A 13587-nucleotide genomic window follows, 5' to 3' on the forward strand; every position below is an offset into this window, starting at 1 on the left:
AAAATTTCAACCAAAAAGGCTGGGTGAAGATCCCAGCCTTTTTATCATCAATGACTTGATTCGAGATTTAGAGATTGAGCCTAGGACTCACCTTAGAGATCAGGAGGAAGCAAAACCTTGTCAATCACGTGGATAACCCCATTGCTACCCATCACATCAGCCTGAACAACATTGGCGTTGTTAACCGTGACTGCACCGGATTCAACCGTTACTTTCACAGGATCACCCGCAACTGTTGTCACATCTCCAGATTCTAAATCCGTTGAGACTGCCTTCGCCGGTACAACGTGATAAGTCAAGATTTTAATCAGCGTTTCTTTGTTCTCTGGCTTCAGTAGAGTATCCACTGTTCCAGGAGGCAAAGCTGCAAAAGCTTCTTCAGTCGGTGCAAAAACCGTAAATGGCCCTTCGCCCGATAGAGTTTCTGCTAATTCTGCCGCTTTGATGGCTGCGACTAACGTTTTGAAGGAGTCATTCGCACTGGCAACTTCAACAATGGTGCCTTCTGCCGCGCTGGCATCAGAGGAGTCTTCCATTTCTGCACTAGGTGCTTCAGAATCCATTGCTTCAGCAGGGGCAGTCTCCTCAACGGCAGCAGGAGCAGCCTCACCCGTACACCGAGAGTTAAGGGGAAAGTGCTTACAGAGGACTTTCATGATTGCTGGGCTTAATTCAGCAGGAGCTTCAGAGCCACTGGTTTGAGCGGAAGCAATGCTAGTAGTAGCCAATAGAAATAGGCTAACGATTGATAGACACTTGGTTTTCATTAGGACACACAAAACGCTACTGAACGAGAACAGCAATGATCATCAAAAGACCAAGCTGGAAAGTAAGGGATCAGATCGATCCTCTACAAAACTTTATAAACTAATTTGTCTAAATATTAAAACAAAATTAGCTTGAACAAGTATTGTTGCATTTTTAGGGAAATTTGTTCCCCAAAAATGAGATTCGAAGGAAAGAAATAAGAGATAATTTTATTTCTGCAAAACAATAATCAAACCTACATCCTTTACTTGAAGGGATAGAAGCTAAAATCCCTATTTTTATAGCTTTAGAGCTAGAAATCAAGAAAAAAGACTCTTAAGAGCCGCTCAAAGCTAGGATTCGTGGCTGTTCACGGTATTAATTTTCGTAAGACAACCTAGCAAGTTGTCGGTCTTCTCCTGGACAATGCAACAGATATCCTAACGACACTACTTATTTATGGAGGTCTCTAATGCTCCCCACTCGGTGGTTGAGACGACTTGCTCCTATGCTTGTCGGCTTGATATTTCTAGTAACTGCTTGTTCATCTGCCCCTGATAAATATGACCAAGTCCAAAAAGACACGACCGGTTTTGGAAAGCCTGCAGCTGTTAGTAAAGAGGCTCAAAAAGGTGGCACATTCAATCAATTTTTTCCCAAGAGTGAAGGAGACTTTGATGTTGTTCCATCCCAAGAAAAGAAGGGGTTTGCTGCTTACAAATTAAATAAAGATGGGGCCACGTTGGCCACCCTCAGTATTAATGACACCATCAGCTTGCCTGCAGCGGTGACCAAATACAGCTCAGCGACAGACAAGATTGCGGGTTATCCCAGTGTTAATCAGGGCACAACCACGACCGGCTTGCTAGTTAATGGTCGCTACCAGGTCAAAGTCCTGTCGAAAGATACATCATTTTCCCAAGCAGATCGGGTGGACTGGTTGCAGAAGTTTGATCTGCAAGGATTAGCTGAACTAGAAGTGACGGCCAATAAGAGTTCTGATACTAAGCAGGCTCCTAAGCTAAATGCGCCCCCCGCACTTAACCCAGTGCTGCAGCCAGCCGCTTAAGTTGGCGTCCAGAGTCATCTTGACTACATAAGTAGACCAAGTCCTTATCCAAAATAGTGTTGGCAGATATTGAGGAGCCAGTCATGAGTAAGAAAATTTATGAATTAGTGGATAAGCTGCCCAAAGGGGGAATCACGGTGATGGCCCTCAAGTCCCTAGATAAGTTTGTGCCAGGGCAATGGGAGAACTTAGTGGGCTTTGATCAAACCATCAAAGCCGTCACCGGAGAGACGGATCCGGCGATGGTTCAGGCCATTGGTGAGCGGGCAATCACTTTGTTTAATGACAAGGGAGAGGGCTATCAGCGAGCCCTATGGTTGTACCAGTCTGTAGACTCGGCATCAGGCATGTTGGGAACCGCTGCCCTCGCCAATCGACTGGGGCAGGATACATTTTTAGGGTTTTTGAAAAATATTACTCCTAAGCCAGAAAAAGCCCAGACCATTGATCTGAGTGTCAAATTAGTGACTGAGATTGTGGCGTTCTGCCATATCAATGGTATTCCGGGGGATAGTCTGGGGGATTTTCTCAAATCCTTGGGAGACTATAGTGGCGAATCGATCATGCGAATGGCGGCTTTGGTTTCCTTTGATGGCGTCATTCCTTTAGGAGCGGAATTTTCGACCAAGGTGTTGTCCAGCATTAAGGGCATGGGGCCATCAGACTTAGACAACAACCGCACCTTTAAGGGGGTTAAAGATGCCATTCCAGGGGATAACTCTAAGGGCAAGCTGGCCTTTATGACCGAGAGTTTCGAGTCCAGCAAAGGCTGGATGGACAAGTTTGTAGCCGATAAGGGAATTACCCAGGGTGGGGTTGTGGATGGACTATCCCGATTTATTGAGGGATCCCAAAGCAAGCTTGATTATCTAGGGGCTTTTCTAGATATTTCCGCCAAATACTACGAGCATACAGGGGTGCAAACCTTAGCCCGAAGGTTGATTGAACGATCTTACGCTGAGTTATAGGCTCCAAAAACTGCGAGGTCAATCTCAAACTAGGGGGTCGACCTTGCAGCTAAGTCTTGATAAACGATGGTGAGGAATTTTTGGGGCGGTAAAAATCCTTTCCCCCAGGTTTTGTCGTAGTCAGCGGTGGGTTTACTGGCAATAAAGTCGGTTAAGGTTATGCCTGTTTGAATCGCAGTACGGGTGCGCGATCGCACATCCAGTAGCATCCGCCGATAGGTCACCAATTCAGCCCGATTAGAGAGGGGACCATGGCCTGGAATAATCTTGGTATCGCGGTCTGCGATCGCTAAAATACGCTCAGTGGCCTCAATCATGCCATCGAGAGATCCCCCATGCTCCGTATCGATAAAAGGATAGATACCGTTGAAATAGACATCTCCGGCATGAATCACATTAGCTTCTCGAAAGTGAATCACGGAATCGCCATCCGTATGGGCCTGTTCGACATGAAAGGCATGAATCGTCTGACCATTGAGGTGAAAAGTCACCGTATCGCCAAAGGTAATGATCGGAAGGGCAGCGGCGGGAGAAGCAGGAATCTTACGGTCAAAAACCTTGAGAAACTGATCGGTTTTTAAGCGTTCTCGGACATGGTTATGGGCAATAATAACGACCCCAGCTTTGCCGAAATTTTCGTTACCGCCTGTGTGATCAAAATGCCAGTGGGTATTCAGCAAGAATCGCACCGGTTTATCTGTGATTGGTGAAGTCTTGAGACTGGGCAAGGGTGGGGCTACCTAAGGACAACAGCACAATGCTGGTGGCTGAAAATGCAAAACGATGCAAGAAACCCATTCGGACTGTCCCCTTGTTCATGAAAATACCCAATTCAAGAATTGCACTGATACCAAGCTGTGCCTGAAGGTGTAACTCTCAAATTCGTGAAACCTAATACTGAGTTGGCTTAGCAAATAATTAAAATTACACTCTTAGGTGCTAATTGGTATGAGTGGCAGGTTCCGCTAGCCCTGATCTGAGGTTGTCGAGGCCAAGATCATGATGAGAATTTACGGCAGTGGGTAAGCAGGGTCTTAAAGTCATCTCCACACAGCTCGAAAATATCATCTGCCTCTACAGGATCGAGTTCTTGCTGCCATCGATTCGCCCCTTTAATGGATAAATCGCTCTGACGCTTATTTCGAGTCGGTCCTAATTGTTGCCCCGCTAAGGAGGCGATGTTAGATATGTGGATCGTCAGGCCAAGGTGATGACAAAGCCCTTGCAGGGTTTGTTGAGGATGCTGGTAAATCTCGACATAGTTAAGGAGGGTCAGCCGTCCTGGGGCACGATTGAGGGCCTGCAATGCTTGCTGAGCATAAGCTTGAAAGGCTAGGGCGACACCCTGCCATAGATACTCATGGGGGCCAAAGCGCTGATTATCCGCCATCGTCGTCACGGTTGAGTCTGAGGATCTTTGGGCTTCGGCAATGGAGCAGTAAACATCCCTCGGATCGCGAACCAAGAACACAACTTGAGTTTGGGGGAAATCTTCCAGGATGCAATCTAGACACTCTCCCATCCGGGGACATTTGACGATGTCAAATTGCGTCAGTTCTTGGTGATATTGGCTGACCTGCCGATAGGCTTTCGCCATTTGCGGCTGGAAGATCGCCCATTGCGGATCGTCCAGCAAGCTGAGATGAGTCATGGTAGCCAACAGTCTTGAAGTCGCACTAGTACCAGAACGATGAAGACCAGTCACTAAAATTTGCACAGGTAATCTGCCAAGTTTGAACAGGCTATGGCCATGATCTGAACATATCAAGGATTCAGTAATCGAACGATACTTGACTCGACAGATTTGGTTTGAGGGGAGTTATAGGTAAGAATAGTTAGGGACGCATTGTGGCCTTGAGGATTGCCCTCAGATCAACTGAGTCTATTGTTCCGGTGAGAAGTTCAAATGGTCTTTCCCGATTCTTTGGAAACGTCAATATCCCAAGCCGTTGAGGCAACCAAAGCTGCGATCTCAGATCACAAAACCCTGCTAAAGATTGATATTGCCATCCCTGAACTCAAGCCCTTACCTGTGGCCCAGCAATATCTCAGCCAACTGCCCGATTTAGGGGAGAACGTCAAAGTCTTTTTCTCCGATACCGGGGCAGCCGCTTTAGCTCGTCATCAATGGCAAGATATTACCTACGAGTTGCGAGGGATTGAAGAATTACTAGAGCCCGTTCAACCCGAGAATGAAGCCTTTGTCTTTATTGCACCTACCCCCGTAGAAGTGGGCAAGGTGGAGAAAATTTGTAGTCAGGCCGGAGATCGCGTCTGCATTTTGTTCAATCCCAAGCTAGAAGATGTTTCAATTGTCGGGATTGGCATGGCGGGTCGGAGCCTAAGAGAGCGATTTCTAAATAATATTGACTCTTGTTATTCTTTTTTGCCATTAGAACGAGGGGCCGTGATTCGCGCCTATCCCTCTGATTGGCAAGTTTGGTGGGCCGAGGGGGAAGAAGAAGGTAGCGAATACCAACTTCTGGCATCAGAGGAGAATCGGCCTTCAGGAGAACGGATTGGTCAGATTCTAGCTCCTCTCATGGCTACGGAAGATGTCCGTAAGCCTTCTTTATTGGACAATATGCAGCAATTCTGGAAAGCCCTTACCCAATAATCGCCCTGATGATTTCCCCTCGACGCCTTATGTATGAACAGTCCGTGGTCTATCGCGGACATTTGATCATTCCTTATATCTATAGTGAGATTGCCCAAACCCCAATCTATGCCTATCGCTTGTTGTCTGAACTGGGAAGCCGCAGTGAATGGCATCGGACCAATAATCCAGCGGGCCTTCACTCCAGCCGCATAGAAGGCATTTTGGATATTGCCCGGGAACATTTAGAGGCGGAGGTGTCCGCTATTCCCACCATGGACTACTTCAAGCAGCGCTATATCTACAAACAAAACCTTGTGATCATTTCTGCGATCGCAGACAAGTTCTTTTACGATCATTACCCACCAACTCGGCTGAATAATATTGCGGCCCCCAAAATCTTTAGCAGCGAACTAGCCTGTATTAATTGGGTCAAAGCTGGATTGGATCGCAATTTACAAAAGTCTGCCTCTACAATGTAAGTCAACCTTTCGTCCGTGCAGGAGTGCTTGTGAGCCCTACTGAACTTGCTCAAGATCCGTCTGCGGTATCTGCCAATTCCTTTAATGCCGCCAACTTTGATCAGGATGTCATGACCACTTATGGTCGTTTTCCCATTGCCCTAGAGCGAGGACAAGGTTGTCGCGTATGGGACACGGATGGGCGCGAGTATCTAGACTTTGTGGCCGGGATTGCCACCTGCACCTTGGGCCATGCCCATCCGGCTCTAGTGGCAGCAGTCACGGCTCAAATCCAAACTCTCCATCATGTCTCTAATCTGTATTACATTCCCCCTCAGGGAGATCTAGCCCACTGGCTCACCCAACATTCCTGCGCGAATCGTGCCTTTTTCTGTAATTCAGGGGCAGAGGCCAACGAAGGAGCCATCAAGCTAGCCCGGAAGTATGCCCATACGGTTCTGGACATTGAGCAGCCGATTATCTTGACGGCAGATGCTAGCTTCCATGGCCGAACCCTAGCCACGATTACAGCAACCGCACAGCCGAAGTACCAAAAGAATTTTGATCCACTGGTACCTGGATTTGAGTATGTGCCGTTTAACGATTTAGCAGCCCTAAAGGATAAAATCGCTACTCTCGATCAGGACCAACGCCAAGTTGCAGCCATCCTCCTTGAACCCTTGCAGGGGGAAGGGGGTGTGCGACCCGGCCAACAAGCGTACTTCCAAGGGGTGCGCCAGATCTGTGATGAAACTGGCATCTTGCTCATTCTGGATGAGGTGCAAGTCGGTGTAGGCCGGACAGGGAAACTCTGGGGTTATCAAAATTTGGGCATTGAACCTGATGTTTTTACTCTAGCGAAAGGGTTGGCAGGTGGCATTCCGATTGGTGCCCTGCTCAGCAAAGAATTTTGCAGTGTTTTACAGCCAGGAGATCATGCCAGCACCTTCGGCGGCAATCCCTTTGCATGTGCTGCAGCCCTAGCCGTTCTCGATACGTTAGAAACTGAAAATCTGCTAGAAAATTCTGCCCAACGAGGAGAACAGTTACGGGCAGGACTACATACGCTTAAGTCTCAATATCCCAACTTGATTGCTGAGGTTCGCGGCTGGGGACTGATTAATGGCCTAGTTCTCAAAGCTGAGGTTGAACTCACATCGATAGAGGTGATTAAAGCCGCAATGGCAGCGGGTTTACTACTCGTTCCTGCAGGCCCTAAAGTTATCCGCTTCGTTCCTCCTCTAGTGGTGAGTGGGGCAGAGGTAGATAAAGCACTGCAAACCGTCCAGCAAGCTTTGGCTGAACTGGGTTAAAGCTATCGGTCGTGCCTCAAGTAATTGTGGGTTGAGTATACTAGAGGCTCAGCTCAGCTTCTAACCTACCCATGCAATGCCCACTATGCGGTCATTCCAAAGCACACAAGCATGGCAAGATGCCCAACATGCTTCAACGATACCGTTGTCCTGAGTGCCAGCAGACCTTTACTGAACGCTTTGATACCCTTTACTATCGTCGTCAGGTGAGTCCAGAGCAGGTCCGACAAGTCCTCCAAGCCCATGCAGAAGGGAGTAGTCTTCGAGGTATCACTCGGACCAGTGGCCTGGCTTACAACACTGTAGTCTCTCTAGTAAGAGCTGCTAGCCAACGATCTCAGCAACTCCATAATGGTCAAGTGCAAGCCGTTGAAACGGAGGATGTCAGTGCAGATGAAATGTGGTCCTTTGTGAAAAAAAGCAAAAACACTGTCTTCCCCATGAGCTAGAGATGGGTGATTGTTGGATGGCGATTACCTTGGCAAACACAAGCGGCGTGATCCTCTCGTGTCGTGTGGGCAAGCACACCGATTCATTATTGAATGAACTGGTGACTAGCACTGAAGGTAAGACCGATTGCAAGGACTGGAATAGCGACGATTGGGGGGGTACGAAAGAGTGTTGCCTTGGGAGATTGACCATTACATTGGCAAGGACAGAACTCAACGACTCGAACGCACCAATGGCATTATTCGACAGCACAGTGGTCGATGGCATCGACGCCAGAACAAATTTGGCAAAGTGTGGGCGCAAACCAAAGTCACTGCTCGATTAGTGGTCAGCTATTTCAATTGGATTTGGACACACAGTCGGCTTAAAACAACGGCGGCACAACGTGCTGATCTAGCCTCGCGAGCTTGGCATTGGGATGACATACTCACCTACCCCACAATTGTTTGATGCACGACCAAGCTATCCGAGGCATTGCACCATCCCTCGACAACCAGCGTGCTTTCTCAAAGAAGATGTTTATGATCGGCTCATTCCAGAAGAGGGGTGAGTATCATCTTTTTTGAATCTTCACGGCAATGACGGCATAGTGACGTGGACCGAAATTCCAGCGCCAAGGGCCAATAGGGTCCAAGCTAGCCACCTGCTGGCTTAACACGGGATCTTGACGAAAGAGATTGACGATTGCAGCAGGGTTCACACCATGAAAGAAATTACCCTGTCGAACTAGCTGCACTAGCACCTGGCTCAGATCTTGGGCGGGAACAGAGGCCAATGGTGGATAGGAATCAGAAGAAACCACATCTGTAATCAGCACCCCCAAACCACCGAGAACTATAAGTTGCATCAGCAAGCGCAAATGCCCCAAGCGAATCGCTTGAATCACCTCCACAAATTGGGGATGGTTTTCGCCAATCGTATCCACAACAATTTTGATCAACTGACTCAATAGGCAAGTTGAGGCCACTACCTCAAACGGGCCTGGAAGTGGCGCAAGGCAGTGAGCCGAAGCATCGATACAAGCAGCAATATCTGTCTCTGTGAGAGCAGAGTTGGGGGACCAGTGGGACATCTGATCAATCATCCCGGTTAAATCAATACCACCGTGCAGATGGATATGAGCATGATCCGCAAGATTTTGTTTGGCTACCCCCTGTGCTAAGGCATCCATATCAATATCTACTAGATGAATATCTTGGTGGAATTGGATAAGGGTCATCAAATCCAGGTCATTACAATTGCCAGCACCTAAAATACACAGACGAGGCAGGTCCGAACCATGCTTTAGCAGGGACGTTACTTGACTCCGATGATCTGCAAAGGCGTCCCATGCATTGCTGCTGCTGAGATTAAAGGCAATCTGGCGCTGGATCAGTGAGTTCATAGATGTTGCTATCTCAGGCTTCCAACTCATCAACGGGTAACGTTTCACCCATCCCTATCAGATCCCATATTAGGCAGAGGCTAACTTATCCGCTTGTTTCAGAAGTGGTATGGCAGACAAAGCGGGTTCATCCATAATCTGGGCCGTTGATTTAATAGTGATTTGGGGATTTTTGTTGAACATTCGCAGTTGTCCAGCCACATAGGCATAACTCCGTTTGGGAGCATTCTCGGTACTGAAGTATCGATTGTTGAGCAGATTAACCACCGCTTTGCCTCCCGGAGTTTCTGTATTGGGGAGATATAAACTGAAGGGCTGTTTGACCGAACCAATCTCGATCCGGGCACTTGTGGCGGTGATACGTCTTAGCGATCGCAACTCCGTAAACACCACAACCTTCTCCTGGTACTGGGCTCTAGCCACAATCTCCTCAAAATCTAACCGGGAGTTGAGTAAGTCTGACTGGTGAGCTTTATAGTGACGAAACCCATCAACAATTTCAGCTCTGAGGCTCCACCAAATGCCTAAAGCTGCATAATTATGAATATTCTCTCCATTAGCTGCTAATTGGTCCCAAACTCCCAAATTAGCCTCCTGAGCGTCCCGTTCTGCCTGCTGATAGCGCTGATGATACTCAGAAAACACAGCATTGCCATATTTATTGAAATAGGGGCTATATCCTTCTCGAATCATCACTTCTTGATAATCCACCCCCTGTTTATGGATCAGCAGAAGGGGACGGCCATAGTTGTCTTGATAGCGTCGATGGCAAATCTCCGGCGATTCAGTCCCAGGATATTCCAGAGTTACGCGATCATTAGGCTGAAAAAATTGCTCAGCTCGTTCTTTGGCCTGTTGCCCCCAAGGCGTAATGATCTTATTGCTGCCCGAGTTGGATTCTTCAGTTTCCAGATTGAGTAAACGCAGGGACTTCTCTTGTTCAAGATGGGGTAACTGCACCCGAATGGTATCCCCATCAACCACTCGGACAACGGTTGTTTCTATTGTGGTTCCCAGAAACATGACAAGAACGTTCAGATCGTAAGTCAGTCATAACAGATAATGAGAATTTATACCTAGCTCAGGAGCACTTCCTCATGAATGTTTACCTGATGGCATGGCATCCCCCCAATGAACTGCAGCGAAATCAGCTCCTAAAAAAATCCTTGAGGAGCAACAATGCTCCTCAAGGACAGTAGGCATTACCAGAATTCGGTCCAGGGTTAACCCGTTAGACCCAAGAGAGAGCTGGCGGTTAAGTCATTAAACGTTGTCAGCTGTATCTATGGCCGGTGACTCAGTCGCTCCCGCAAGGTTGACCTTCACCACTTTATTTTGTTCGGCTTCGGCTTTTGGCAGGGTGAGGGTGAGAATACCTTGGTCAAAGGAGGCCTCAACCTTAGTATTTTGAACCTCAACCGGGAGCTTAGTGGCTCGATGGAATTGTCCATACCGGATGTCGGAATAGAGGTGTTTAGTGCCGTCTGGCAACTCTTCGGCATGACGCTGGCCGGACAGTGAGATGGATTTTCGAGTCACCTGAATATCCAAATCATCGGCCTTAACACCTGGCAAGAAGGCTTTGAGAATGAGTGCATTGCCCTTATCCCAAACTTCAATGGCAGGGGACCAATTAACGGTGGACGTATCCGCATCCACTATTTCTTCAAAAAGGCGATCAAGCTGGTGACGGATAGCATCAGCTTCTTCGATCGGGTTCCAGTAACGAATCATCATAGTTTTGTACCTCGCATTGGCTGTTATCAGTGAAGCGGAAACAACCGCTTTGTTTGTTCGTTATATCCAATATGCAATACCCAACCCATGATCGAAAATCCTGAAAACCCTATACAGTATGGAGAGAAATCCTACCCTCATCAAGATGTCTGGTGCAGAATAGTTGCGGAGAACCGCCCCAAGATAATCGGTTTCCCGAGTAAACTCCTTACTCGATCTCTCCATCCCAGTTTCTAATTAATGCTTGATAAAGCGACTGAGTAAAGCCAAATTCCTGGGATAAACTGACTGCAACCCTGATTCATAGCCGAGGTTCTCAATAACACCATGGTTAAACGCAAAAAGCCCACATCACAGTCGGCAAATCTTGGGTTTGGTGCCAATAATCCGGTCGGTGCGCTAAAGCGAGCAAAAACTCATGCCAGAAAAGAGGAGTGGCCTGAAGTCTGTCGGACTTTGTATCCTCTTTGCCAATCATCCCCCCAAGAAAAATGGGTGTGGGAACTTCTAGTAGATGCCAGCTTAGAAACAGGCGAAATGAAGATTTTTCAAAAAGCTTGCGAAGGTCTCTACGCCATTGCTCCTAGTGCCAGCAATGCCTATATGTTGGCAAGCGCATATCTAAAAAACAAGCATCCTTTAATGGCATTACATACCTTTCATCAGGCACTTGAACTAGATCCTGATCACGAACTTGCCACTCAAGCCAGACAAACCATAGAGCTATTAGAGCCAGAATTTCAAGATCTGTTAGCAGAAATAGGCTTAACGTCTAAGGATGATTGGGCTGTAGCCATGCTCCATGAACAAGGCCAAGCCTATATGGAACAAGGTGATTATGAAGAAGCGCGTGAGGCTGAAGAGCAAGTTCTAGAGAAGAATCCCACTTTTATCTCTGCTAGAAATAACCTCAGTTTAATCAGTTGGATGCAAAGAGATATCGAAAGTGCTATTACCACTGCTCAAGGCGTATTAGACTTCGAGCCTAACAACGTTCATGCCCTTTCTAATTTGATTCATTTTTTGGTTATCGCTGGGAAGCTGGATACTGCAAAATCCTATGGCGATCAACTCAAAGCAAGTTCTGCCAGTGCTTGGGATGGATGGACAAAAAAGGTAGAAGGACTGACCTATCTCACTGATGATGATGGTGTGGTTGAAGTTTGGGAACAAGCTCAAGCTGCGACAGTGGAAGAGTCGCCTTCTAGTATGTTGTTCTATCACCTATCAGCAGTCGCCCTTGCTCGAGAAGGTAAGGTTGAGCAGGCGATTTCTCAATGGAAAATTGCAGTGAATGACTATGACGATCATGACATTGCTAAAGAGAATCTAGACAATATTCGTAACCCCATTGGCCAGCGTAATGGAGCTTGGCCCTTTCAATGGGAGCAGTGGATCAATCCCCAAGAGATGCACGAGTTACAGCAAACCCTTGACGCTGGATTAAAGTCTAAAAAGGCGGACAAGCTAGTTGCTAATTTTGAGAGATTTCTAAAACATCATCCAAAGGTGATGTCTACTCTACCCAGAGTATTAGAGCGCGGAGGCCCCCAGGGGCAGGAATTCATACTCACGATAGCCGAACAAGTCAAAACACCAGAATTGCTGGAGATGGTGAAGGTGTTTGCCCTTAGTCAGAACGGTACAGATGCAATGCGTAATCGGGCTGCTAACTTAGCAGCTCAAGCCAAGTTAATCCCTAAAGATAAAGTAACACTTTGGATTGAAGGAGAATGGCGCGAAATAATGCTGTTGGCTTATCAATTCCATACTGACCCCCTCGTTAAACATACTAAGCGGGTAAAAAGTTTGTTGGAAGAGGCTATCTATCTTCTAAGAGCAAATAGCAAAGAGCCAGCGATTGAGGCTGAAACCCTCTTAAAGCAAGCGTTAGCCATAGAGCCAGACTCTCCTGATCTGATGAATAATCTGGCAATGGCTCTTAGCCAGCAAGATCGTGAGGATGAAACCAATGCTCTCATTCATGAAATTGTCGATCGATACCCAGACTATCTGTTTGCGAGTGCGGCGATGGCTAAGCTACATCTACAGAACCACGAAGTGGAAGCTGCCGAGGCCCTGTTGCACTCTTTTTTGTCCCGCGATAGCTTCCATATTGGAGAGTTTGATGCCCTTATGGACGCCTACATTGAACTATCCTTAGCCAAAAAGCAAAGAGAGGGGGCTCGGGGCTGGTTCAATGTATGGGAGCAGGTGGCTATGGATATGCAGCTCATTAGCCCGCGGTTAAAATACTGGCGAAAACGCTTTAGTTCAAGTCTGTGATATGCAGATTATAGTTAGAGCCAAGGTCTATTTATGGATTGGCAATGACTATCGATGCATCATTGGGTTCTAATTTGGAGGTTAGACAGACCCCTTATACAGACTATGCTGGCGATATCTTTCTAATTCGGCAGCAAGTGTTTCACATTGAGCAAAACATCGATCCTGAACTGGATATGGATGGAGAAGATGCAACCGCCGATCACTTTATTGCCTATTGGCAACAGCAACCCGTCGGCATTGCCCGTGTCAGAGCCTATGGAGATGGAACCCAAGCTAAAATTGAACGGGTAGCGGTATTGCAGGGATTTCGTCAGCAGGGAATTGGCAAAGCGATTACAACCTCAGTCCTGCAGTATGTCCAACAACAGGGATTTGCCACGGCGATTCTTTATGCCCAAGCTCCGTCGGCATCGTTTTACGAACAATTTGGATTCGAACGGCAGGGAGAACCCTTTATCCAGGCAGATATGTCTCATATTGCTATGGTCAAAAATCTAACTGAAACTCTTAGGAGGCATTCAGCGTCATAGAGCGTTGGTCTTGGAATGGGGGAGCCAAGTGTTCAGCTAGGCT

General features: G+C 47.3%; 13 protein-coding genes and 1 pseudogene. 8 read left to right on the plus strand and 6 right to left on the minus strand.

Features of this window, described 5'->3' with window-relative positions; genetic code table 11:
* Positions 1 to 92 precede the first annotated feature (92 nt).
* Positions 93 to 728, minus strand: a complete 636-nt coding sequence (locus I1H34_RS19130) for a fasciclin domain-containing protein (RefSeq protein ID WP_396124522.1) — start codon at positions 726 to 728, stop codon at positions 93 to 95.
* Positions 729 to 1219: 491 nt separating this feature from the next.
* Here I1H34_RS19130 and I1H34_RS19135 point away from each other — a divergent pair, with 491 nt between their 5' ends.
* Together I1H34_RS19135 and I1H34_RS19140 are read left to right on the plus strand one after the other, a co-directional pair.
* Entirely contained in the window at positions 1220 to 1816 is a 597-nt protein-coding gene (locus I1H34_RS19135; RefSeq protein ID WP_212662566.1) for a hypothetical protein, read from the plus strand.
* Between the two features lie 83 nt (positions 1817 to 1899).
* A complete protein-coding gene (locus I1H34_RS19140; protein WP_212662567.1) occupies positions 1900 to 2784 on the plus strand; it encodes a hypothetical protein in 885 nt (294 codons plus the stop codon).
* Positions 2785 to 2813: 29 nt separating this feature from the next.
* On the opposite strand, the gene I1H34_RS19145 is transcribed toward I1H34_RS19140, so the two are convergent.
* Both I1H34_RS19145 and I1H34_RS19150 read right to left on the minus strand, forming a co-directional pair.
* Positions 2814 to 3512: an MBL fold metallo-hydrolase gene (locus I1H34_RS19145; RefSeq protein ID WP_212662568.1), complete on the minus strand. Its 699-nt coding sequence runs from the start codon at positions 3510 to 3512 to the stop codon at positions 2814 to 2816.
* Positions 3513 to 3781: 269 nt separating this feature from the next.
* Positions 3782 to 4501: a sulfotransferase family protein gene (locus I1H34_RS19150; protein WP_212662569.1), complete on the minus strand. Its 720-nt coding sequence runs from the start codon at positions 4499 to 4501 to the stop codon at positions 3782 to 3784.
* A gap of 189 nt (positions 4502 to 4690) precedes the next feature.
* Here I1H34_RS19150 and I1H34_RS19155 point away from each other — a divergent pair, with 189 nt between their 5' ends.
* The 4 genes and pseudogenes from I1H34_RS19155 (at position 4691) to I1H34_RS19170 (ending at position 8054) form a co-directional block, all read left to right on the plus strand.
* Positions 4691 to 5401 (plus strand): DUF1995 family protein, encoded by a 711-nt coding sequence (locus tag I1H34_RS19155; protein WP_212662570.1) that lies wholly within the window; start codon positions 4691 to 4693, stop codon positions 5399 to 5401.
* Between the two features lie 8 nt (positions 5402 to 5409).
* The gene (locus tag I1H34_RS19160; RefSeq protein ID WP_212662571.1) at positions 5410 to 5862 is read left to right on the plus strand and encodes a hypothetical protein; all 453 of its coding nucleotides are present in this window, start codon (positions 5410 to 5412) and stop codon (positions 5860 to 5862) included.
* A gap of 29 nt (positions 5863 to 5891) precedes the next feature.
* Positions 5892 to 7154 carry an acetylornithine transaminase gene (locus I1H34_RS19165; protein WP_212662572.1) on the plus strand — a complete coding sequence of 421 codons (1263 nt, stop codon included), beginning with the start codon at positions 5892 to 5894 and terminating at the stop codon, positions 7152 to 7154.
* A gap of 71 nt (positions 7155 to 7225) precedes the next feature.
* A pseudogene (locus I1H34_RS19170) lies at positions 7226 to 8054 on the plus strand (IS1 family transposase).
* Positions 8055 to 8157: 103 nt separating this feature from the next.
* Here I1H34_RS19170 and I1H34_RS19175 read toward each other — a convergent pair.
* The 3 genes from I1H34_RS19175 to I1H34_RS19185 all read right to left on the minus strand — a co-directional run bounded on the left by I1H34_RS19175 (position 8158) and on the right by I1H34_RS19185 (position 10725).
* Positions 8158 to 8988, minus strand: coding sequence for a hypothetical protein (locus tag I1H34_RS19175; RefSeq protein ID WP_212662573.1), 831 nt, complete (start codon positions 8986 to 8988; stop codon positions 8158 to 8160).
* A 69-nt stretch (positions 8989 to 9057) separates the two neighbouring features.
* A complete protein-coding gene (locus I1H34_RS19180) occupies positions 9058 to 10011 on the minus strand; it encodes a thermonuclease family protein (protein ID WP_212662574.1) in 954 nt (317 codons plus the stop codon).
* Between the two features lie 240 nt (positions 10012 to 10251).
* Positions 10252 to 10725, minus strand: coding sequence for an Hsp20/alpha crystallin family protein (locus I1H34_RS19185; RefSeq protein ID WP_212662575.1), 474 nt, complete (start codon positions 10723 to 10725; stop codon positions 10252 to 10254).
* 327 nt (positions 10726 to 11052) lie between these two features.
* Between I1H34_RS19185 and I1H34_RS19190 the strand changes: the two genes are divergently transcribed.
* Together I1H34_RS19190 and I1H34_RS19195 are read left to right on the plus strand one after the other, a co-directional pair.
* Positions 11053 to 13011 (plus strand): tetratricopeptide repeat protein, encoded by a 1959-nt coding sequence (locus I1H34_RS19190; protein WP_212662576.1) that lies wholly within the window; start codon positions 11053 to 11055, stop codon positions 13009 to 13011.
* A 44-nt stretch (positions 13012 to 13055) separates the two neighbouring features.
* Entirely contained in the window at positions 13056 to 13544 is a 489-nt protein-coding gene (locus I1H34_RS19195; protein ID WP_212662577.1) for a GNAT family N-acetyltransferase, read from the plus strand.
* Positions 13545 to 13587: the final 43 nt, after the last annotated feature.

The sequence above is a fragment of the Acaryochloris marina S15 genome, from assembly GCF_018336915.1.
In the GTDB taxonomy this organism is placed as follows: Bacteria; Cyanobacteriota; Cyanobacteriia; order Thermosynechococcales; family Thermosynechococcaceae; genus Acaryochloris; species Acaryochloris marina_A.

Excerpts from the sequence above, each read along its gene's own strand:
- I1H34_RS19135 (WP_212662566.1), top strand. The coding sequence starts at position 1,220 with ATGCTCCCCACTCGGTGGTTGAGACGACTTGCTCCTATGCTTGTCGGC.
- I1H34_RS19140 (WP_212662567.1), top strand. The coding sequence starts at position 1,900 with ATGAGTAAGAAAATTTATGAATTAGTGGATAAGCTGCCCAAAGGGGGA.
- I1H34_RS19155 (WP_212662570.1), top strand. The coding sequence starts at position 4,691 with ATGGTCTTTCCCGATTCTTTGGAAACGTCAATATCCCAAGCCGTTGAG.
- I1H34_RS19160 (WP_212662571.1), top strand. The coding sequence starts at position 5,410 with ATGATTTCCCCTCGACGCCTTATGTATGAACAGTCCGTGGTCTATCGC.
- I1H34_RS19175 (WP_212662573.1), bottom strand. The coding sequence starts at position 8,988 with ATGAACTCACTGATCCAGCGCCAGATTGCCTTTAATCTCAGCAGCAGC.
- I1H34_RS19180 (WP_212662574.1), bottom strand. The coding sequence starts at position 10,011 with ATGTTTCTGGGAACCACAATAGAAACAACCGTTGTCCGAGTGGTTGAT.
- I1H34_RS19185 (WP_212662575.1), bottom strand. The coding sequence starts at position 10,725 with ATGATGATTCGTTACTGGAACCCGATCGAAGAAGCTGATGCTATCCGT.
- I1H34_RS19190 (WP_212662576.1), top strand. The coding sequence starts at position 11,053 with ATGGTTAAACGCAAAAAGCCCACATCACAGTCGGCAAATCTTGGGTTT.
- I1H34_RS19195 (WP_212662577.1), top strand. The coding sequence starts at position 13,056 with ATGACTATCGATGCATCATTGGGTTCTAATTTGGAGGTTAGACAGACC.